The sequence below is a fragment of the Halostagnicola sp. A56 genome, assembly GCF_000691505.1.
Taxonomy (GTDB): domain Archaea; phylum Halobacteriota; class Halobacteria; order Halobacteriales; family Natrialbaceae; genus Halostagnicola.
Genome location: NZ_JMIP02000014.1, coordinates 258,559 through 279,121 on the forward strand (window position 1 = coordinate 258,559; position 20,563 = coordinate 279,121).

Here is a 20,563-nt window from a genome sequence, read left to right on the forward strand (position 1 = left end):
GAACGGTTCGACTCGAGCACGAGATCGTTTTCTACACGGATTCTGACAGTTCTGCTCGAGCGACGACGATATCCGTATCGCTCCGAAGCCGGCTCAGAAGTGCTCCCGGAGATAGACCTCGGTTTCGGGAAAGAGCGACTCGAGCACTTCGAGTTCGTTCGCAGACTCCGCTCGAAGCCGCCCGACCCGCTCGAGGTCGGCGGCAGACCGAGTTCCGACCAGCAGTTGCGAGAGCGCGCCCACATCGAGTTCGACGGTGGCTTCGCCGACGGTTCGTTCGCAGGTCGCTTCTCCGCTCGAGACCTCGAGGGAGAAGGTCCCGTCGTTCCACTCGATAAGCGGGTCCGAGACGGAGAGCGTCAGTCGACGGGGTCGCTCGGATACGCCTGCGTCCGGATACGCGACGCTCGAGAGCGCCGACTCGACGTCGACGATTCGGACCATCGGCCCGGTTTCGACGGTACAGTCGACCGCCTCCGGGTTCGGCGTCAGATCGAGCAGCGAGGAATCGGTCGGTCCGGGGAGTTCGACGGCGTCGACTTGCGAATCGTGCGTGTGACAGAACGAAAGCAGGGAAAGGTAGGCATCGTGGTCGTCCGCAGCGAGTTCCTGTACGGACATCGTTCGAGAGCCTTGTTCCTCGCCGTCGACCGTGTACACGAGGTATCCAGCGGGTGAGCCGTCGCGCTCGAGGACGTAGACGAACGGATCCGGACCGTCGTTCGAGAGCACGCGGTGGCGCCACCACGCCTCGTCGCGTTCGATCGAGAGGGCGTACTCGCTCGCGTGTCGCTGGTACACGTCATCGAGTGCGTCGTACGAGTCGGAACTGACGGCAACGAACTCCGGGTCGTCGACCGCCGCAGTCGCGAACGCGAGCGCGTTCGGTGGACACGCGTAGCGCACGCGCTTGTTGGCTGTCTCCCAGCCGTATTTCCGGTAGAAATCGTACTGAAACGGCCAAAGGACCGATAGGATCCGATTCCGCTCGCGGTACTCCTCGAGCGAGCGCTCGAGCAGCATCCGGACCATGCCCTTTCGACGCGATTCCGGGGGTGACGCGACCGACGCGAGTCCGGCGACCGGGTGCGGTTCACCGCGGACGGTCGCCTCGAGCCAGTATTGCCGGCAGACGACGCTCGGCTTGCCGTCGCGGTCGCCACCCTCGTAGAGGCCGCGCGGCGATCCGAGGGACAACCGCGGCGTCTCGTGCTCGTCCGGATCGTACGCTATCGGTCCCCGTTGCGGGGCGAACGCGTAGTTCGTGTACTCGAAAAAGGTCTCCATTCCGTCCTCCGGCAGGGGACGATACTCGGCCATACTCCCGCGAACGGATCGAACGCGCAATAACGTGGCGACTTGCCGGGTTTGCTACGGATCGGCGCTGCTCGCGATCGGCTCGTGTTCCTCGAGGAACGCCTCGATCCGATTCAGCGCCTCCTTCAGGTCCTCGAGTCCCGTCGCGTAGGATACTCGGAGGTGACCCGCAGCACCTTCGCCGAACACGTCGCCCGGAACGGCCGCGACGCCCTGTTCCTCAAGCAGCGTCTCGGCGAACTCCTCCGAACTCCAGCCAGACGGCACCTCGGGGAAGACGTAGAACGCGCCCTTGGCTTCGAAACAGGGCATGCCGATCTCACGGAAGCGCGAGAGGACGAATCGTCGCCGCCGGTCGTACTGCTCGACCATCTCCCGCACGTCGTCCGCGCAGGTGTCGAGCGCCTCGAGGGCGGCGTACTGGGGCGTCGTCGGCGCCGAAAGCATCGTGTACTGGTGGATCCGGTTCATCGCGCCGATCGTCTCGGCGGGACCGAGCGCGTAGCCCAGTCGAAGCCCCGTCATCGCGTGGGCCTTCGAGAACCCGTTGAAGACGATGGTCCGCTCGCGCATCCCCTCGAGAGTGGCGATCGAGGTGTGTTCTCCGTCGTAGGTCAACTCGGCGTAGATCTCGTCGGCAAGCACCGTCAGGTCGTTTTCTCGCGCGAAGGCCGCGACCGGCTCGAGGTCCTCGCGCGTCATGATCGCTCCCGTCGGATTGTTGGGATAACAGATGACGAGCACGTCCGCGTCGGCCGCCCCGGCGGCCTCGAGTTGGGAGACGGTGAGCCGGAAGTCGTCTTCCTCGCGGGTCGGAACCGGGAGCACCTCGCCGCCGGCGAAGATCACGCCAGGCTCGTAGGAGATGTACGACGGCTGGGCGATCGCCACCGTGTCGCCGGGATCGACGACGGCCCGAAACGCCAGATCGACCGCCTCGCTCGCGCCGGCCGTCACGAGTATCTCCTCGTCTGCGCCGTACTCGAGGTCGAAGCGATCGTCGACGTACCCTGAGATGGCTTCGCGAAGCTCGCGTTTCCCCCGATTCGCGGTGTAGGAGGTTTTCCCCTGCTCGAGGGAGGCGATCGCGGCGTCTCGGGCGGCCCACGGGGTCGAGAAGTCTGGTTCGCCGACGCCGAGTGAGATGACGTCGTCGCGCTCTTCTGCGATCTCGAAAAAGCGGCGGATCCCGGAGGGGCCCACCGACTCGACGCGTTCGGATAGGTCGATCGTCATGGGGACACAGACAGCCGGTCGTCGTCGTCGCCGTCGCCGAGTTCGATCCCGTTTTCCTTGTAGGAGGTCATCACGTAGTGGGTGACCGTCTGGGTGATCTCGGGGACGGGCGCGACCTTCTCGCTGATGAACTGAGACACCTCGCGGATCGAGTCGCCCTCGACTTCCATGTCGAAGTCGTAGTCGCCGCTGACCAGTCGCAGGGCCGTCACCTGCGGGAATCGCGCGAGCCGTTCCGCGATGTCGCCGTAGCCCGTCTCCCGGTCGAGCATGACGTTCAACTCGACTTCCGCGCGGACCCGTTCGTCCTCGAGTTCGTCCCAGTCGACGACGGGCTGGTAGCCACAAATTACGCCCGCCTCCTCGAGCGATTCGATCGTCGCCTCGACCGCCGACTCCTCGAGGTCGGTCATTCGCGCGATATCCGCGGTACTGTATCGCGCGTTCTCACGGAGCAACTCGAGAACTTCGCGTTCGCTCATACGGACGGATGCGCGAGCGCGAGTAAATTTCTTCCGGACTCGTGTCGGTGGTTCACATACACGGACGGCTCGACGTGTTCCGGACCCGACCCACCCGCGCTCAGCGGTAGTTCTTGAACAAAATTGCTCGCACGTCGTCTTTGGTCTGGACGTCCTCGGTCGACCCGTCCGGCAGTTCGACGCTGTAGCGGTGGTCGCCGGAATCTGACTCCTCCCACTTGTCGTCGTGGGTCTCGAGCAGACTCATCATCTCGTCTAGCATCTCGTCGTCGTCGGCCGCGCCGTCGCCCTCGTCGGATTCATCGTCGTTTTCGTCGATCTCGTCGTCGTCCGATTCGGCGTCGTCTCCGTCCGCCGATTCGTCGTCCTCGGCGTCCGGTCCGGCGTCGTCTTCACCGTCCGATTCGCCGTCTCCTCCATCGGATTCAGCGCCGTCGCCGTCCGCTTCGGCGTCGGCATCGCTCTCGTCGTAGGAGACTTCCTCGAGCCGGTCGCCCTCGCTGGCGTCCTCGAGTGGATCCGCCGAGACGTCCGCCGCGTCGAACTCGCCCTCGATCTCGAGGTCGCCGTCGAGATTGTCGATCAGAAACTGGACGGCGTCTTTCTCGCGAACGTGACCGTATTTCCCGACGACCTGTTCGGATATTTCCTCGCGGAGGTGCTGTACGAAGGCGTACTGTTCGTCGGTGACCTCGAGTGACTTCATACGTCGTGAATGTCGTGGGGGATACAAATATGTGAGTCGTCGTCAACAGGCATCCGTTCGAAACCGCGGCGGCACGCCCCGGTCGCAGATGCGAATCCCCCAGGAGTTCCACGGAGGCGATGCGCCCGTGGTCGATCCCGCTCACCGACCGAGCGATTCCCGTCGCTCGGTTAGTCCCGCAGGAGGGTCCTGATAGAAGAAGTTCGGTTTCTCGACGGTGTTATCGTAGTCGTTCTCGAACACGTGCGTCGTCGCCGGACTCATCGGTGGCAACAACCACGATCGATCGCCAGTCACGGCCCGTCCGGCCGCGGCTTCGTTTTCCTCGAACCGCTCGAACTGGTCGGTCACTGTGTGGTGATCGACGATCTGGACACCGTCTTCGGCGAAGGAGTGTAACACCGCGCGGTTCAACTCGACTAACGTCTCGTCTTTCCAGAGGGTCCGGTCGTTGCGCGTATCGAGCCCGAGCCGCTCGGCGACGGCCGGCAGCATATCGTAGCGATCGCGGTCCGCGAGATTTCGCGCTCCGATCTCCGTCGACACGTACCAGCCGCTGAACGGGGCGGCCGTGTAGTGTATGCCGCCAATTTCCAAGCGCATGTTCGTGACGACGGGGACGTCGTACCACTTGAGGCCGAGATCCTCGAACCACTCGTACTCGGGGTGGCGAAGTCGCACCTCGCCGACGACCGACTCGGGAACCTCGAACAGCTCCGGTTGCTCGTCTCGAACCTGTATCACGTGGGGCAAAATGTCGAATCGAGTTCCTTCGCCCTCCCAGCCGCGCGATTGGCAGTACTCGGTCAGCTCGATTTCGTCGGGATCGCCGACGATGCCATCTTCCGTTCGATATCCGGCGTACCGTAACAGTTCGTAGTTCCAGAGCCTGACCTGGTGTTCCCCGTCGATCATCGGTTTGAACACCGTGATCAGCGGTCTGATGTTGCCCCCATTGCGCGCCCGCTCGAGGTGTCTACAACAGGCCTCGTGTACCGCTCGAGCCGTCCCACAATCGCGCGCGTCGGCGACGTTCAGCTGCTGCCAGAACAGGCGGCCCACACAGCGGTTGCTGTTGCGCCAGGCCATCTTCGCGCCGTGCTCGAGCTCGAAAGACGTGTGCTCGTACCGGCCTCGCCGCTCGATCTCATCGGCTATCTCGTCGAGTCGGTCCTCGATCTCGGACTCGCGGCCGAGTTCTGCGTAACACGCACGGACGAAGGCATCGGCCTCCGCGTAGAGCGCTCGCGGAGAGTACTCAGTGGGGGACGCATGCATACAGAAACGTGACCGAGTTCGGGTTTACACTTGGCGACTGCGGTGAATTCCTTCGAAGGGTTCCTCGAGGCGTTCGGCCTCCTTCGCCTGCAGACGACTTCGCAGGGTCACTATCAGCGAGTAGCTCGGTGATTTCAACCTGTCGACCCAACCCGCAGAAGCGACGAACCCGACGCTTAAGGCCCGACGAGTAATACCCTCCGGATATGGTCCTGAAAGAATCCGAGACCGAACTGGACGAAGGCGACACCGCCCCGTCGTTCGAACTCGAGGGAGCCGACGGCGGGACGTACTCGCTCGAGTCCTTCGCCGACAACGAGGCGCTGTTGGTCGTCTTTACGTGCAACCACTGTCCGTACGCCCAGGCCAAGTTCGACCTGTTGAACGAACTGGCCGCCGAGTACGACGACGTCGCCGTCGTCGGCATCAACCCGAACGACGCCGAGGAGTACCCCGAGGATTCACTCGAGAAGATGCGCGAGTACGCGGGCGAGGGGCCGATCGACTTCGACGCCTACCTGCGGGACGAGAGCCAGTCGGTGGCCGAGGCCTACGGCGCGGTCTGTACCCCCGATCCGTTCCTGTTCGAGAATCGGGACGGCGAGTTCCGCCTCGCCTATCAGGGGCGACTCGACGACGCGTTGAACCCCGAGGACGAACCGACCAGATTCCAGATCCGCGAGGCGATCGACGCCGTACTTGCCGGCGAGTCCGTCGACCTCGAGTGGAAGCCCTCGCAGGGCTGTTCGATCAAGTGGATCGAACAGTAACTGGAAACGCCTGCCAGAAACACGGCGGTTAAGCGTCCCGATCCACAACGTGTGCCCATGAGTCTCGAGACCATGGAACCGAACCCGACGTGGGACGCGCCGTCCTACGAGGGGACCGTCGAAACGCTCGAATCCTACCGCGACGAACTGACCTACAAAGTCTGGGGCGGCGACTGGTGTAAGGACTGTCGCGCGCTCTTGCCCGACTTCGGCGCGGCCCTCGAGGCTGCGGATGTCCCCGACGACCGGATCGACGAAATCGCTCTCGACGAGGACAAGCAGGGTCCCGGCGTCGACGAGTACGACATCGAGTTCATCCCGACGATCGTCGTGTTCGACGACGACGGCGAGGAAGTCACCCGGTTCGTCGAATCGGAAGACCAACCGCCTGCGGTCTGGCTCGCCGAGCAACTCGAGGCGACGCTCGAGCCGGCGAACTAATCGCTCGAGAGGCTCGAGCCCGCAAATTAGTCTTAAGTCGACACTCGAGCCGACTGATTTTCACCGCCGCGTGATCGTCCGCGACGAAATCAGACCGGCCGCTCAGAACGGAACGTCGTCCTCGTCGATACCGTCTAGTTCTGTCTCTCGGCGTTTCTCCGCCAGGACTTCGAGCGCCTCCTCGATATCTGTCGTCGGCGGCGAGCACGCCCGATCTCGACAGACGTACAGCGTCGGTTCGCCGTCTCGAGCCTCGCGGGCGGCCCAGATCGGCGGCGCGTCCGCAAGACCGAGGCGGTCGAGCCACGACTCGAGTTCGGCATCGGTGGCCGGTCGCTGCGCGATGAGTTTCTCGGGGAGGTACCGATCGCCGAGCCGATCGAGCCACGCGTCGGGCAGTTCCTCGGCGGCGACCGTGATCTCGAGCAGGCCGTTCTCGAGTCGGTCGGCGGCGAGACACAGCGTTGCGTACTGGAGCGGGTTCGATTCGATCGTGTCGGCGTGGGTCTCGAGCGCGCCGGCCGCGATCTCCTCGAACGGCGAATCGGTAAAGCCGTCCAGTGCGAGCAGCGTTTCGATGGCGACGCCCATCGACGACGGCGTCGAACTGTCGTCGAGTTCCTGGGGTCGTGCCACCAGCGACTCGCCGTGTTCGGGGGTGAAATACAGCGTCTCTCGATCCGCGTCCCAGAACTCGGCCTCGACGGTCTCGGCCAGTTCGAGCGCGAATGCGAGGTGATCTACGTCACCGGTCGCCTCGTAGCAGTGAAGCGCCCCGCGAGCGAGAAACGCGTAGTCCTCGAGGTAGCCGTCGACGGCGACATCCCCGTCTTTGTACCGCCTCGAGAGCCGACCCGTCTCCTCGTCCCAGAGGGTTTCGCGGACGAACTCGAGGGCATCGATCGCCGCGTCGGCGTCGGAATCCTCGCCGAGGACGAGCGCGGATTCGGCGAACGCGGAGATCATCATCCCGTTCCAGCCGGCGAGGACCTTCTCGTCGCGGTTCGGACGGGGCCGTTCCTCGCGCGCGTCGAACAGCGTTTCGAGCGCGCTCTCGAGTCGCCGGCCGACCTCCCGTTCGTCCAGGTCGAACTCCTCGGCGAGTTCCTCGAGGGTCGCGTTGCGGTTCAGCACGTTCGATCCCTCGAAGTTCCCCGACGCGGTGATGTCGTAGGCCGCACAGACGAGTTCCGCGGTGCGTTCGTCCTCGAGCACGGCTTCGACTTCTTCGGGGGTCCAGACGTAGAACGCGCCCTCTTCCGTATCGCCGTCCTCGTCGAGACTCTGGGCGTCGAGCGTGCTGAAGAAGCCGCCCTCGTCGTGGGTTAGTTCGCGTTCGACGAACCCGAGCGTCTCCTCGACGACCTCGGCGTAGCGCTCGGTGCCGGTCAGCTGGTAGCCCGCGAGGAACGCGCGCGGAATTTCGGCGTTGTCGTAGAGCATCTTCTCGAAGTGGGGTACCGTCCAGTCGCGGTCGACGCAATAGCGGTGGAACCCGCCGCCGACGTGGTCGTAGAGTCCGCCCGCGGCCATCGCGTCGAGGGTCTTCTCGAGGGCGTCGCGGTAGCCGTCCCGGTCGGTCCGATCGGCCGCTTGAGCGAGGATGTGGAGTCGACCCGGTTGCGGGAACTTCGGGCCGTCGGAGCCGAAGCCGCCGAACTCTCGGTCGACGCTCCGCAGGGCCGTCCGCGCCGCGCTCTCGAGCGTGTCGCTCGAGGGCGGCGTCGATTCGCCCGTGTCGGCCCGCTCGCCGCTCGTCGTCCCCTCGAGTTGGTCTCTGGCCGCGTCGGTCCACTTTTCGGCCCGGTTTTCGATCGCCTCCCGGTCTTGGGCCCACGACTCGCTCGTCTTCTCGAGTAAGTTGAGAAAGCCCGGCATACCTCGCTTTTGTTCCTTCGGAAAGTAGGTCCCGACGTAGAACGGTTTTCCGTCGGGCGTGAGCCACGCCGAGAGCGGCCAGCCGCCGCGGCCGGTGACGACCTGGGAGACGGTCATGTAGACGCTGTCGACGTCCGGGCGCTCCTCGCGGTCAACCTTGATCGGAACGAAGTTCTCGTTGAGAACTTCGGCGACTTCATCGTCGGAAAAACTCTCGTCTTCCATGACGTGACACCAGTGACACGCCGAGTAGCCGATCGAGAGGAAGATCGGCACGTCGTGTTCGCGTGCAGTCTCGAGAGCCTGCTCGTCCCACGGCTGCCAGTTGACGGGGTTGTCCGCGTGCTGGCGCAGATACGGGCTCTGTTCGTCCTCGAGCCGGTTCCGGCGGGTTGGGGTCGTCATAGTCGAGGCTACGGTCGACGTGGATAAAAGAAACGGGTGATCGGATATCGGGGACGCGTTACTGGATGCCACGAACAGAGAGGAATGGCAGTGCTTCAGCATCAGGGCTCTCGAGCGCGGCGGTACCCCATAAAAAGAAGCGAGACGAAAAGAACTGGACGAGTGGTGGAGCTAGTTGCCGCCGCCACCGCCGCCACCGCCGTCGCCATCCATTCCGCCGTCGCTCTCGTTACCAGCGCCGGAGTCACCGCCGTCGGTACCAGTGTCGCCATTGCCTCCGTTGCCACCGTTACTGTTACCGCCATTACCGGAGGCTCCGAGAGTCGCTTCGACCATCGCGAGCGACGGGTTACGGAACTCACCGTCCTCACCCATCGTATCACTATCACCCTGACTGAGGTCGGCATTCTCCGACATTATGACCCCCATCGATGGAGCGGATCCACCGAGGTCGTAGTTGATGATGTACGCGTCCCAGTCGTCTGGGGTGTCGAACTCGTCGGCCGCTCCGGTCTCATCGAGCAGATCGTCTCTCGCACTGTCGGTCAGCGACGCGGCGACGGTGAATTCGACGCCGGGGTTGTAATCTTCAGCGTGGACGATTACTTCGCCGTCACTGTCGTCCTGGGCGGCCGCGGTACTCGCACCTGCGGTTCCGAGCGCGACCGCGCCCGCCGCGAGGGCTCCTTTTTTCATGAACGATCGTCGCGTGTCGTCGAACAGTCCGCTATCTGGTTGGTCTGTCATGTCTCTCACTCTGAGTTCCCCTCTTCGGGGTAGACGGTTCTTGACCCAATTTTCGCATAAGTGCGGGCTATCGTTTCACCGTCTACGCTCGCTTTCTCTCCCGAGACAGTTTCGTTGGCGTTTCTTCCTCCGTATTACGCCGATTCGTGACTCGACAACGGCGGCGACGAGCAACGATCGTTTGTCGGTCGAAACTGGACTGTAGGTACCTGTTTCGACGCGGCCCTCGTCGTTCGCTTGAACGAACGAAGACGGGCGAGTTATCGACGGCGAACGACCCTCGAGAGCCGACGATTCGGCCGCGATAGACGCCGTAAACACCCTCCACGCGACAACCGTGACTTGGTCCGGAACGTTCTCACAACAAAACAGACGATTTACGCGGACTGTTCGTCCGGAAATCACCACCCGGAACCGGTCGAATCGCGTCACTGACCGACCGACCTGACCGTCGTGGCCAGCCGATGGTGGTCTCCCTCTCGAGGTTCCGACGGATGATTCGATTCGCCGGAACGGTCGCCCACCTCGACAGTGATCGAGTCGGTGGACGGGGCCAACCGCGAGGCAAACGGCCTGCAGCGGAGCGCCAAATTACCGATTACCACGCTGAAACGAACACGACGACCACCTCGAAACGAATCCGACGGATTTGACCTCGTCGACGATACGACGCCCGACCTCCTCCTGACAGGCTATCGTCTCTGCTGGCCGGTTTCGCGCGCTCGTCGGCCGTACTCCACGAACACGAACCCGTCGCGTTCGTCTCGAGCGAGTTCGTCCCACGCCGCCCGGTCCCACGACGGGAAGGTGGTGTCGCCCGTCGGCTCCTCGTGTACCTCCGTGACGATCAACCGGTCGAGCGCGGGCAGGAACTGCCCGTAGACGGTCGCCCCACCCGCGACGAAGATCCGGTCGGCGTCGTCGTGACGCTCTCGCGCGGCGGTCTCGGCCGCCTCGAGTGCCGCCTCGAGTCCGGCGGCCGTGACGGCGTTCTCGGGCGTCTCGAGATCCTGGCTCGTCAGAATGACCGTCGTCCGGCCGGGGAGCGGTTCGCCCAGCGCCTCGAGAATCCCCCCGTAGGTGACCCGACCCATGATGACCGGGTGGTCCATCGTCGTCTCCTTGAAGTGCTCGAGGTCCGCTGGGATGTGCCACGGCATGTCGCCGTCCCTGCCGATGACGCCGTTGTCCGCGACGGCCACGATGCCGACGAGTTCGCGGTCGGTCTCGAGCGCGCCCGCGCCGTTCGAATCTGTTCCGTTCGTCGCGGCGGTGCTCTCGGCGGCCCGTCCGTCTTCCCCGCTCATTCGGCGACCGCGAACTCGAGTCCGTCGTGGGACTCGTAGTCCTCGAGCGTGACGTCCTCGGCGGTGAGTTCATCGATCGAGACATCGGCGACGGAGAGCGTCGGTCGCTCGAGCGGTTCGCGGGCGAGTTGCTCGAGCAGTCCGGGAACGTGGTCGAGGCGCTCGTCTCCCTCGGCCTCGGCCGGAGCGGTCGACTCGAGCCACGATTTCACGTCCCGGTACTCTTCGGGCTCGTCAACAGTTGCCAGTCGCGACTGCAGCGCCTCGAGGTTGTCTGCGTACCACTCCCCGCGCTCGCCGCGACCGCAGTAGACGTGCGAGTCGACGACCGTGTGGGCGAAGGTCCCGGGTTCGAAGCCGGTCTGGGAGGCGACAACCTTCGTCAGGAGCGCGTACGCGGCGATGTTGAAGGGCACCCCCAGCGCGATGTCGCCCGAGCGCTGCGTGAGGTGGCAGTTGAGCCGGTCTCCCTGCACGTTGAAGACGAAGGTGTAGTGACACGGCGGGAGCGTCGAGACCGCCGCGTTCGCCGGGTGCCAGGCGTTGACGACGAGCCGTCGCGAGTTCGGGTTCTCAGAGAGCGTGTCGATCACGTACTGCAGTTGATCGAACGTTCGCCGCCCGTCTGCTTCTTCGGTTACCCACTGATGGCCGTCCTCGGGCCAGGACTCGCCCTCGAGCTGTCCCGTCTCGTCCGGGACCGGATATCGTCGCCAGAAACGACCGTAAGCGGTGTCGAGATGTCCGGCGTCGTCGGCCCACGCGTTCCAGATCTTCGTCTCCTCGCGGAGGTTTCTGACGTGTTCCTCGCCGGAGAGGTACCAGCAGACCTCGTGGATCATCGAGTTCCAGCGGTAGCCGTCCATCGCCTTGGTCGTCAACAGCGGGTAGCCCGCCTGCAGATCGACCTCGTAGTGCTCGCTAAACGACGAAATTGTGTCGACGCCGGTCCGATTCGGCTTGTGTGTCCCGCCCGAGAGGACCGACTCGACCAGCTCGAGGTACTGACGCATTGTCCCTCCGTTTCGGCGGGGATCCCAAAATCGATTCGGTTCCGGCGGTCGAGGATCGACGCTTCGGTTTCGGACGGGACGCTCGAAGAGCGGGACACTAGAGAGGCGGGATGCTCGTGGGTTACTTTCACCGCGGTCTCACAACGCTCATACTTGCGGCCCGTCTTCCGGCGACCAATGAGCAACCGAGACGGGTCCCGCGTGCTCTCGATTTCGCCCGAGGTGCTCTCGAGGCGATCGCTCGCTGCGTTACAGGACGCTCGAGCGTACTTCGCCCCGGACCTCGTGCTCGTCCCCGGCCCCTCTCGAGCGCCGCAAGCCGACGCGCGCGCCCGCCACGTGTTCGAGGTGCCGGTCGTCCACCCCCCGCTGGCGGACGCCGCCGAGCCGGTTCGACGACACGATATCGGCTCGAAGTCGCTCCTCACCGCACGCGGAGCCGATGCGCTGGTCGACGCCGAACCGGCACTCGAACGCCGCCTCGAGACCGATCCCTCGGTCGCCGCCGTGGTCTGTGACGACGTGACGACGACGGTTCGCCCGACGGCGCTCGAGACCGACCTCGCCCGCCGAAGCGAACTGTCCGCAGCGTTGCCCGCCGGCGAAACGACGACCGTGCTAACCGGCGGACTCCCCGCCGGCTACGACGAACGCTGGCGGCTCGTGGCGGACGATGGTGCTGTCGTCGGCGTCGGGGTCGACGGCGGGAATTCGAAAACGGAATCGACGGTAGACACCACGGTCGGCGTCCGAATCGTCGGAACCGGCTCCCGAGAGGGGGTACGGATCCGCGGGGTCGCTCTCGTCGATAGCCGTCGGCGCCGGTCCCGATGGGGATCTCGAGAACCGCAACATAGGGCCGATCGAGACGCTCGCGGCGGACGAATTCGGGCTCGAGGCCGTCTCCGGCGTCGGCCCGAAAACCGTCGACAAACTCGAGGGCCGCGGCGTAACGAATCGGTCCGACCTCCTCGAGACGTCGATCGAAACGCTCGCGTCGATGTCGGGGATCGGCCGGCAAACGGCGGTGCGGATGCACCAGCACGCGACGGTTCTCGAGTCGGGAGCGCCGCGTCGACTTTCGGACGAACCCCTCCCCGCCGAGGATCGCCCGCGGCCGCCGCTGTGTCTCGACATCGAAACTGACGGCCTCTCGCCAACGATCATCTGGCAGATCGGCGCGTACGATCCCGCGACCGACGAGCACCGCGCCTTCGTCGAGCGCTCGGACCCGACGGACCCGAGCGCCGTTCTCGAGTCGTTTTGCGACTGGCTGTTCGGCGTCCACCCGGACCGGGCGCTTCTCACCTGGAACGGCTGGCGCTTTGACTACCGGCACCTCGAGTCGTTTCTCGCTCGATACGTCCCCCAATTCCTCGATACGTGGGGTGATGTTCCGAAGCTGGATCTCTACGGGTGGACCGTCCGCGACGACAACGCCGTCCTCCCCGGTCGGACGAACGCGCTCGAGGACGTTTCGGCGGCGCTCGGCTACGAAGATGCGGCCACCGGCCTCGACGGCGCACGAACCGCCGCCGCGTACCAGCGGTTTATTCGAAGCGGCGCGGAACTCGAGTGGGACCGCCACGAGGCCTACTGCGAGGACGACTGCCGGGCGTTGTGGCACGTCTACGAGCGGCTCCGCGACGCTCCGACGGCCGCCGAACTCGCAGGAACCGCGGGTGCAGACGGGATCGCGACGACGAACGACCGCTCTCGAGGCGGGTCACAGACCGGACTCGGTGATTTCTGATGCGAACCGCGAAGACGCGAGCGTCGGGGACGGATCGAACGCGATCGTTCGGAGCGGACCGAACGCGATCGTCAGAATCGTATCGAACGCCCCGTGCCAGAGCGGTTCGAGAGCGCTCGAGAGACACCGCTCGAGGGCAATGGAGAGAGGGAACTCCAGTACGGTGGGAAGTCACAGGGCGGGGAGAAGCCAAATGACGAACCCCGAGCACGGAACGGGCGGGACGCGCATCGACGGGACGATAACGGGCGACGAGGTCCACGAGACGTTTCCGCGGTATCGCGACTCGGCGGACGCGACCGTCCTCGAGCGGCCGGGGCGCGACCCGGAGACGGTCCCGAACGAAACCCTCCTACGACCCGAACTCGCTGCGCCGCTCGAGAACGACTGTTATACCCACCAGGCCGCGGCCCTCGAGGCGCTCGAGCGCGGCGAGAACGTCTGCATCGCGACGAGTACGTCCTCGGGCAAAACGCGGATCTACGCGCTTCAGATCGCTCGGAACTATCTCGAGGCCCAGAGCGAGCCGACGGGTTCCGAATCGACCGATTCGACGGCGTACGTTCTCTACCCGACGAAGGCTCTCTCGCGGGATCAGGAGCGCGAACTCAACGATTTCTACGACCAGTTGGGCCTGGACATCACGGTGCGGGTCTACGACGGGGACACCGAACGCGGGAGCGAGCGACGGCAGATCCGCGAGGAGGCGGACGTCATCATCTCGAACTTCGCGGGGGTGAACACGTACCTCCACGACCACGACCGCTGGGCGCGATTCCTCTCGGCGTGCGATCTGGTCGTCATCGACGAATCTCACACCTATACGGGCGTCCACGGTATGCACGTCGCCTGGATCCTCCGGCGGCTTCGGCGGGTTCTCGAGTACTACGGCTCGGAGCCGCAGTTTGCCCTGACGAGCGCGACGATCGGCAATCCTAGAGAACACTCCGAGACGCTGATCGACGAACCGGTGACGGTCGTCGACGAGGACGGCTCACCGCGGGGCCCGCGCGATATCGTCCTCTGGAACCCGCCGCCTCGACCGCGCGAAGACAAAACTGACGGTCTCGAGGACGGTGCGGACGTTGACGCCGTTCCCGACGATAGCGAGGATTCGAGCACTGTTCCCGACGACGGGTCCAACTCGGATTCGGGCGTCCTCGAACGCGTTCCGGCGACCGTCGAGGCCCCGAAACTCCTCTCGCACCTCGCGTATCACGACGCCCAGACGCTCCTATTTACGCCCTCGAGAAAGCTCGCCGAACTCTCGGTCAAGCGAGCGAGCAAGCACCGGACCGACCGCAGTCGGTACTACACGGACCCCGAACGGGGAAACGCAATCGAACCCTACCACGCGGGCCACTCGAGGCCGAAACGCCACGGGACCGAACACCAGCTAAAGAACGGGCTGCTCGACGGCGTCGCCTCGACGAACGCGCTCGAACTCGGGATCAACGTCGGCGAGATCGACGCGACGGTCCAGATGGGGTATCCCGGCCAGCGCCAGTCCTTTTGGCAGCAGATCGGCCGCGCGGGGCGGGGAACGGACCGAGCGCTCTCGGTACTCGTCGCCGAGCACCGAACGCTCGATCAGTACGTGGTCTCGAATCCCGAGTTCCTGCTCGAGTCAGACATCGAGGACGCCGTCGCGGACATCGAGAACGACGCGGTCTTCGCCCAGCACCTGCTGTGTTCGGCGGACGAACTCGCGATCGCCGAAAGGGACGTCGGGTCGTTCGCCGATCGCGAGCGTATCGAGCGCGGCCTCGAGATGTGGCGGCGAGCGGGGAAGGTGACCGGCGCGCTCGAGACGGGCATCTCCTACTGCGGGCCACCCCGTCCCCAGTCGACGATCTCGCTCTACGCGACTCGCGGCGAGGAGTACGAGGTTCGACTCGCCGAGGGTGTCGACGAGGAACACGATCCGGAGATGGAACCGCTCGCGCGCGAACGCGTCTACAGGGACTTTCACGAGGGTGCTGTCAGACTCCACGAGGGACGCCAGTACGAAGTCACTGACGTGGTTCACGACGGCCCCACTCCGCACGTCACGGTGCGGCCGACCGACGTGGACTACTACACGGTCACGCGAAGCGACGTGACGGTGCTGGACGCCGTCTCTGAAGAAAGCCGCGACGTCGGCGACTTTACGCTCCACTACGGGCGCGGTCGGGTACTGGTCTACCACGGCACTTACGACGAGGTCGGGGTGCACGGCGGTAAGCGTCGGGCGCAGGGCGTTCCGACCGATAACCCGCCGCTCTCGATGAAGACCCAACTGTGTTGGCTCGAGGTCCCCAGGAGGGTCGAACGACAGCTCGTCGAGAAATACCGCGACTTCGCTGTCCCCGGGCTCGACTCGGAGCTCGCCGACAGCCCGCATCTGGGCTACGCCGCCGGGCTCCACGCGGCGGAACACGCCACGATCGGCGTCGCGCCGCTCGAGCTCATGGTCGACAAACGCGACCTCGGGGGGCTCGCGACGCTGACGATCGACTCGCACCTCGATCCCGAGGCGGCGGACGACCGGTCCGTTTCCCCGTCCGAAGCCGCCCACGCAGGCGCGTCGACCGACGACGAACCCAAGAACCTCGCCGCGGCGCGGGCGACGGTTCGGGCGACCGCGGCCCGACTCGAGGAGACGCCCTCGAGCGGCTGGTTCATCTACGACGGAATCGAGGGTGGCCTGGGCTTCTCGCGCTCGATCTACGAGAATTTCGAGCGGATCGCACGGCGTGCGCGCGAACACATCACCGACTGTGAGTGCGGGCGAATCGACGGCTGTCCGGCCTGCGTGATGGACGAACAGTGCGGGAACGACAACCAGCCCTTACACCGCGGTGTGGCGATCGACGTACTCGATCGGCTGCTCGACGCCGCTGGCGACTCGAGTGGGACTCCCGATCACACCGGTTCGGGCGAGGCCGTCGAATCCGGTGCGGATTCGGACGAGCGTGATGATCAGCGACGGCCGCCGCTGTTTTTCGCGTAGGTCGGCCGAGGCGATTCCGCGAGTATGGCGACTTGGGCTGGCGCTATTGTCCACCACCCGTCGTCGTAGCACCGCTCACGCTCGATACCGCGCTGCCGCTCACTTCTCGTCGCGATCCATGTTCATCTCGTCGATGACCCTAATCTCGGTTCCCTCCCGCAGTTTCGTATTGGCGCTGTCGGCGTCCCCGAAGCCGGCGCTGACGACTCGAGTGAGCGCCGATTCGAGGGATTCGTCGAGCGTCGTCACCTGCTCCGGCGAGACCTCGACGACGAAGCCGCTCGCGATGTTCGGCGACGTCGGAACGAAAAGCCGCATGTTCCCGCTCTCGGTGTTTCGACCCGTTTTGAACGCAGTCATGCGGGCCCCCTTCCACGTTTCGACTTTGACCGGCGTCTGCAACGCGTCGTTCTCGCCGACGGTCGTTTCCGTCGCGGTTTTCGACGCGTTGTAGACCAGCCGCAGGCCCGGAACGCGATTGGCGCCGTAATCGACGAGGTCCTCGAACAGCGCTCCGAGTTTCGTTCTGACCAGCGGGCCGACGACGATCATCACGGCGGTGAGGAGCACCAGAAAGACCACGACTCGCAGAAAGCGCGCGAGTTCTTGCCGGGCCGGCTCTCCGACGGTCGGGAAGAATCCCTCGAGGAACTCCGCGTTGATCAGGACGCCGGGCAGGAGGTTCGCGATGAACGAATACAGCACGTAACAGATGAACAGAGTCGCGAGGATCGGACCCAGGACGATGAGTCCGCTCGCGAAGTCACGCTTCCACCGGCTCATACGCGCATCACGAGCGCGAATACGCGACGATGTTGTTAGTAGATTGTGATTGTCACAGCGTTCGATCCGACCGCGACGGACACCGCCCCGCGGAACGCTGCCGGCCGTGGTGTACGCGCCGCCGGCTGGATTGTGCACAAACGTGTCGATATTGCCGCCGCGAAAAGAGCAACGCTTACAGGTTCGTGCGTCCGGCTATCGAACATGCGCGAACACGTGTTGCTGATCGGCGGCGGCGGGCGCGAACACGCGATCGCTCGCGAACTCGCGGAAAGCGAGGCGAAGCTCTCCGCCTGCGCGGGGAACAAGAACCCGGGTATCGCTCGACTCGCGGCCGAGTTCGAAACGCTCGAGACGACCGACCCGGCGGCGGTCGCAGACTATGCCGAGGAAATCGAAGCCACGATCGCCGTCGTGGGTCCCGAAGCGCCCCTTGACGCGGGCGTTTCGGACGCGCTCGAGGACGTCGGCGTCTACGCCTTCGGGCCGAAGCAAGCCGACGCGAAAATCGAGACGGACAAAGCGTTCCAGCGCCGGTTCATGGCGGACAACGACATCCCCGGCTGTCCCGACTTCGAGACGTTCGAGGACATGGACGCCGCGTGCGAATTCATCGACGAATACGACGGCGACCTCGCGATCAAACCCGCCGGGCTCACGGGCGGAAAGGGCGTGAAAGTCATCGGCGATCAGGTGACTTCCGAGGAGGGCAAGGCGTACATCCGCGAGTCGGAGTACGACCGGATCGTCCTCGAGGAGCGCCTGATTGGCGAGGAGTTCACAGTCCAGGCGTTCGTCGCCAACGGCGGCCTCGAGACCGCCCCGGCTGTCCAGGACCACAAGCGCGCCTACGAGGGCGACGAGGGGCCGAACACCGGCGGGATGGGATCCTACACCGACGCGACGTTCGAACTGCCGTTCATGACCGACGCCGACTACGCCGACGCCGTCGAGATCATCGAGGCGACGGTCGACGCCCTCGAGGACTATCGCGGCATTCTCTACGGCCAGTTCATGCTGACCGCCGAGGGGCCGAAAGTCATCGAGTTCAACGCCCGATTCGGCGACCCGGAGGCGATGAACACGCTGCCGGTGCTCGAGACGGATCTGCTTGATATCCTCGTGGCCGCTCGAGACGGCGACGAGCCGCCGGCACTCGAGTTCGCAGCGCAGGCGACAGTCTGTAAGTACGCGGTTCCGGAGGGGTACCCGACTGACCCATCCGCCGGAGCCAAGGTGCAGGTCGACGAGGAGAGCGCTGGCGACGCTCTGCTGTACTACGCGAGCGTGGACGAACGCGAGGACGGCATTTACACGACGACCTCGCGGTCGTTCGCGCTCGTCGGCGTCGCGGACTCGATCAGCGAAGCGGAGGAAATCGCCGAGGACGCACTCGCCGTCGCCGGTGAGGAGGGACTGCACATGCGCCACGACATCGGCAAAGCCGAGCTGGTTCAACGGCGAATCGACCACGTCGCGGAACTTCGAAGCGAGTAGATACGGCGAACCGAGCGGTCTTTGGTGACGATTCGAGCGGCTCTCGGTGACAGTTTAGTCTCTCGAGCGGATGTGTGATGTGGTCCGCTTGTCCGTTTGTGACGAACACCAACTAGTAGATCAATCACACCTTCTCACTCGTCACGACCTCGTCCTCCCCAGCCGCGGCGGTTCACGCCGTTCGCGGATCGCTTCGCTCACCGCTCACTGGTCGAGGGCTGAACGAAGTGAAGCCCTCGCCGTTCACCGCCGCCCTCGCGCGGCTTCGGTGGGCCGCGAGCGGCCCACCAGCGCGCGCCACCGGGGCGGATGGTCGGTCGTAGTTTGTCTCATGTATTTCAGACTCTGAACGAACCCTCGAGAAACCTTGAGAAAAGACAGCGACAGCGGCGTTTCGCGGGCGCGATCCGGCTTAGAGGACGATGCTCTTCTTGCGCATCATCTCGTGGATCGAGGCGTCGATGCCTTCGCGGCCGATGCCCGAATCCTTGTTGCCGCCGAAGGGGACGTCACCAAGTCCGTGGCTCGGTGCGCCGTTGATTCGGACACCGCCGGCGTCGACGCGCTCTGCGACGTCCATCGCACGGTTGTAGTCGCTCGTGAACACGGCGGCGTCGAGCGCGAGGTCGGAGCCGTTGGCGATCTCGAGGGCCTCCTCGCGGCCCTCGAAGGTGGTTACGACGGCGACCGGACCGAACTGCTCTTCGTCGACGATCCGGGCATCGTGGGGGACGTTCGCCAGCAGCGTCGGCTCGAAGAACTGGCTGCCGAGTTCGTCCGGAACGCCGTCGGGTGCTTCTCTGGTGCCGCCCCGGACCAGATCCGCGCCCTTCTCGACGGCGTCCTCGACGAGTTCCTCGACCCACTCGGCCTGGTCCTCGGAGATCAGCGGCCCGAAGGCGGTGTCCTCGTCGAAGAGGTCGCCGGCCTGCCACGTGCTCATGTTGTAGTCGATGCGCTCGACGAGGTCGTCGTGGGCCGACTCCTCGACGAGGACGCGCGAGACAGCCGAACAGCGCTGGCCGGCGTACTTGAGCGAGCCCGACGTACAGGCCCCGGCGACCTCCTCGAGATCGGCGTCGTCGAAGACGATGGCGGGGGCGTTTCCGCCGAGTTCCATGTGGAGGTTGACCATGCCGCTTTCCTTTGCGACGTGTTTGCCCGCGCCCGACGAACCGGTCATCGCGATGGCGTTGATGCGGTCGTCGCCAGTGAGGATGTCGCCGATGACGCTCGCCTCGCCGGGGACGAAGTTGAACGCGCCCTCGGGAATGCCGTCGACGTCGGCGATGACTTCCGCGAGGATCGCGGCCGAAATCGGCGTCTTGCTCGCAGGCTTGAGCAACACGCTGTTGCCCGCCGCAAGCGCCGGCGCGACCTGTAGCGCGGTCGTCGCGAGGGGGTAATTGTACGGGGTGATACAGAGGACCGAGCCAATCGGCTCGTGTTTGACGATCGCCTGCCAGCCCTCGTGGCCCGCCGTCGAGCCCTCGCGGAATTCGCCTTTGCTGACGATGTTTCGAGCTTCCTCCGCGGCCCGGTCGAAGCGTTCCGCGGCCGAACCAACTTCGCCGCGCGCCGAGGAGATCGGCTTGCCCGCCTCGCGAACGATAATCTCTGCGAGTTCTTCCTCGCGCTCGCGCAAGCCATCCGCGATGGTTTCACACCACTCGGCGCGCTCGACGACGGTCGTCTGACGCATCGTCGGTTTCACCTCGTGTGCGGCCGCGAGTGCGTTACGCGCTTCGGCCGGCCCCGCTGCGGCGACGTTTGCGAACGTCCCGCCGTCGGCGAGGTCCGAGACCGAAATCGATGCGCCGGTCTCGAGCCAGTCGCCGTCGACGTAGATCCGCTCCGTCCGCTGTGCTGTCCTCGTTGCCATACCTCCCTCTAGGACCTCCACCTTGAAAATATTTACTCAAGCGTGAAAAAACGGCAATCTGTCCGTTACAGTCTGT

General features: G+C 64.9%; 16 protein-coding genes and 1 pseudogene. 6 read left to right on the plus strand and 11 right to left on the minus strand.

Annotated elements, in window-relative coordinates; translation table 11 throughout:
- Positions 1 to 93: 93 nt before the first annotated feature.
- The 5 genes from eis to EL22_RS03180 form a co-directional block, all read right to left on the minus strand.
- Positions 94 to 1,320, minus strand: a complete 1,227-nt coding sequence (gene eis / locus EL22_RS03160; RefSeq protein WP_050050119.1) for an enhanced intracellular survival protein Eis — start codon at positions 1,318 to 1,320, stop codon at positions 94 to 96.
- Positions 1,321 to 1,371: 51 nt separating this feature from the next.
- Positions 1,372 to 2,553 (minus strand): pyridoxal phosphate-dependent aminotransferase, encoded by a 1,182-nt coding sequence (locus tag EL22_RS03165; protein WP_050050120.1) that lies wholly within the window; start codon positions 2,551 to 2,553, stop codon positions 1,372 to 1,374.
- The gene (locus tag EL22_RS03170) at positions 2,550 to 3,035 is read right to left on the minus strand and encodes an Lrp/AsnC family transcriptional regulator (RefSeq protein ID WP_050050121.1); all 486 of its coding nucleotides are present in this window, start codon (positions 3,033 to 3,035) and stop codon (positions 2,550 to 2,552) included. The genes EL22_RS03165 and EL22_RS03170 overlap by 4 nt, the downstream gene beginning before the upstream one ends.
- 100 nt (positions 3,036 to 3,135) lie before the next feature.
- Entirely contained in the window at positions 3,136 to 3,741 is a 606-nt protein-coding gene (locus EL22_RS03175) for a hypothetical protein (RefSeq protein WP_050050122.1), read from the minus strand.
- 141 nt (positions 3,742 to 3,882) lie between these two features.
- A complete protein-coding gene (locus EL22_RS03180) occupies positions 3,883 to 5,019 on the minus strand; it encodes a nitric oxide synthase oxygenase (protein WP_050050123.1) in 1,137 nt (378 codons plus the stop codon).
- 206 nt (positions 5,020 to 5,225) lie between these two features.
- Between EL22_RS03180 and EL22_RS03185 the strand changes: the two genes are divergently transcribed.
- Both EL22_RS03185 and EL22_RS03190 read left to right on the plus strand, forming a co-directional pair.
- Positions 5,226 to 5,789: a thioredoxin family protein gene (locus EL22_RS03185; protein WP_050050124.1), complete on the plus strand. Its 564-nt coding sequence runs from the start codon at positions 5,226 to 5,228 to the stop codon at positions 5,787 to 5,789.
- Between the two features lie 57 nt (positions 5,790 to 5,846).
- Positions 5,847 to 6,230, plus strand: coding sequence for a thioredoxin domain-containing protein (locus EL22_RS03190; protein ID WP_050050125.1), 384 nt, complete (start codon positions 5,847 to 5,849; stop codon positions 6,228 to 6,230).
- 102 nt (positions 6,231 to 6,332) lie between these two features.
- Here EL22_RS03190 and EL22_RS03195 read toward each other — a convergent pair whose 3' ends face one another.
- From EL22_RS03195 to thyA, 4 genes are all read right to left on the minus strand, one after another.
- Positions 6,333 to 8,513 (minus strand): thioredoxin domain-containing protein, encoded by a 2,181-nt coding sequence (locus EL22_RS03195; protein WP_050050126.1) that lies wholly within the window; start codon positions 8,511 to 8,513, stop codon positions 6,333 to 6,335.
- A 171-nt stretch (positions 8,514 to 8,684) separates the two neighbouring features.
- Positions 8,685 to 9,260 (minus strand): calcium-binding protein, encoded by a 576-nt coding sequence (locus tag EL22_RS03200; RefSeq protein WP_197075832.1) that lies wholly within the window; start codon positions 9,258 to 9,260, stop codon positions 8,685 to 8,687.
- 692 nt (positions 9,261 to 9,952) lie between these two features.
- Complete coding sequence (locus EL22_RS03215; protein ID WP_050050129.1) at positions 9,953 to 10,567, minus strand: dihydrofolate reductase; 615 nt, start codon at positions 10,565 to 10,567, stop codon at positions 9,953 to 9,955.
- Complete coding sequence (thyA, locus tag EL22_RS03220) at positions 10,564 to 11,580, minus strand: thymidylate synthase (RefSeq protein WP_050050130.1); 1,017 nt, start codon at positions 11,578 to 11,580, stop codon at positions 10,564 to 10,566. The genes EL22_RS03215 and thyA overlap by 4 nt, the downstream gene beginning before the upstream one ends.
- A gap of 862 nt (positions 11,581 to 12,442) precedes the next feature.
- Between thyA and EL22_RS19110 the strand changes: the two are divergent.
- The 3 genes and pseudogenes from EL22_RS19110 to EL22_RS03230 form a co-directional block, all read left to right on the plus strand.
- Positions 12,443 to 12,562 (plus strand): annotated as a pseudogene (locus EL22_RS19110) (hypothetical protein); the annotation flags it as partial.
- Positions 12,563 to 12,613: 51 nt separating this feature from the next.
- Positions 12,614 to 13,333: a ribonuclease H-like domain-containing protein gene (locus EL22_RS19115; RefSeq protein WP_343123179.1), complete on the plus strand. Its 720-nt coding sequence runs from the start codon at positions 12,614 to 12,616 to the stop codon at positions 13,331 to 13,333.
- Between the two features lie 193 nt (positions 13,334 to 13,526).
- Positions 13,527 to 16,325, plus strand: a complete 2,799-nt coding sequence (locus EL22_RS03230) for a DEAD/DEAH box helicase (protein WP_050050494.1) — start codon at positions 13,527 to 13,529, stop codon at positions 16,323 to 16,325.
- Positions 16,326 to 16,424: 99 nt separating this feature from the next.
- Here EL22_RS03230 and EL22_RS03235 read toward each other — a convergent pair whose 3' ends face one another.
- Complete coding sequence (locus EL22_RS03235; RefSeq protein ID WP_050050131.1) at positions 16,425 to 17,108, minus strand: DUF502 domain-containing protein; 684 nt, start codon at positions 17,106 to 17,108, stop codon at positions 16,425 to 16,427.
- A gap of 204 nt (positions 17,109 to 17,312) precedes the next feature.
- On the opposite strand from EL22_RS03235, the gene purD reads away from it, so the two are divergent.
- A complete protein-coding gene (gene purD / locus EL22_RS03240; protein ID WP_050050132.1) occupies positions 17,313 to 18,605 on the plus strand; it encodes a phosphoribosylamine--glycine ligase in 1,293 nt (430 codons plus the stop codon).
- Positions 18,606 to 19,017: 412 nt separating this feature from the next.
- Here the strand turns inward: purD and EL22_RS03245 are convergent, their stop codons facing one another.
- Complete coding sequence (locus EL22_RS03245; RefSeq protein ID WP_050050133.1) at positions 19,018 to 20,487, minus strand: aldehyde dehydrogenase; 1,470 nt, start codon at positions 20,485 to 20,487, stop codon at positions 19,018 to 19,020.
- Positions 20,488 to 20,563 lie beyond the last annotated feature (76 nt).

Bases quoted from the DNA above. Each gene is read 5' to 3' on its own strand.
- eis (WP_050050119.1), bottom strand. From the start codon at position 1,320: ATGGCCGAGTATCGTCCCCTGCCGGAGGACGGAATGGAGACCTTTTTC.
- EL22_RS03165 (WP_050050120.1), bottom strand. From the start codon at position 2,553: ATGACGATCGACCTATCCGAACGCGTCGAGTCGGTGGGCCCCTCCGGG.
- EL22_RS03170 (WP_050050121.1), bottom strand. From the start codon at position 3,035: ATGAGCGAACGCGAAGTTCTCGAGTTGCTCCGTGAGAACGCGCGATAC.
- EL22_RS03175 (WP_050050122.1), bottom strand. From the start codon at position 3,741: ATGAAGTCACTCGAGGTCACCGACGAACAGTACGCCTTCGTACAGCAC.
- EL22_RS03180 (WP_050050123.1), bottom strand. From the start codon at position 5,019: ATGCATGCGTCCCCCACTGAGTACTCTCCGCGAGCGCTCTACGCGGAG.
- EL22_RS03185 (WP_050050124.1), top strand. From the start codon at position 5,226: ATGGTCCTGAAAGAATCCGAGACCGAACTGGACGAAGGCGACACCGCC.
- EL22_RS03190 (WP_050050125.1), top strand. From the start codon at position 5,847: ATGAGTCTCGAGACCATGGAACCGAACCCGACGTGGGACGCGCCGTCC.
- EL22_RS03195 (WP_050050126.1), bottom strand. From the start codon at position 8,513: ATGACGACCCCAACCCGCCGGAACCGGCTCGAGGACGAACAGAGCCCG.
- EL22_RS03200 (WP_197075832.1), bottom strand. From the start codon at position 9,260: ATGACAGACCAACCAGATAGCGGACTGTTCGACGACACGCGACGATCG.
- EL22_RS03215 (WP_050050129.1), bottom strand. From the start codon at position 10,567: ATGAGCGGGGAAGACGGACGGGCCGCCGAGAGCACCGCCGCGACGAAC.
- thyA (WP_050050130.1), bottom strand. From the start codon at position 11,580: ATGCGTCAGTACCTCGAGCTGGTCGAGTCGGTCCTCTCGGGCGGGACA.
- EL22_RS19115 (WP_343123179.1), top strand. From the start codon at position 12,614: ATGCACCAGCACGCGACGGTTCTCGAGTCGGGAGCGCCGCGTCGACTT.
- EL22_RS03230 (WP_050050494.1), top strand. From the start codon at position 13,527: ATGACGAACCCCGAGCACGGAACGGGCGGGACGCGCATCGACGGGACG.
- EL22_RS03235 (WP_050050131.1), bottom strand. From the start codon at position 17,108: ATGAGCCGGTGGAAGCGTGACTTCGCGAGCGGACTCATCGTCCTGGGT.
- purD (WP_050050132.1), top strand. From the start codon at position 17,313: ATGCGCGAACACGTGTTGCTGATCGGCGGCGGCGGGCGCGAACACGCG.
- EL22_RS03245 (WP_050050133.1), bottom strand. From the start codon at position 20,487: ATGGCAACGAGGACAGCACAGCGGACGGAGCGGATCTACGTCGACGGC.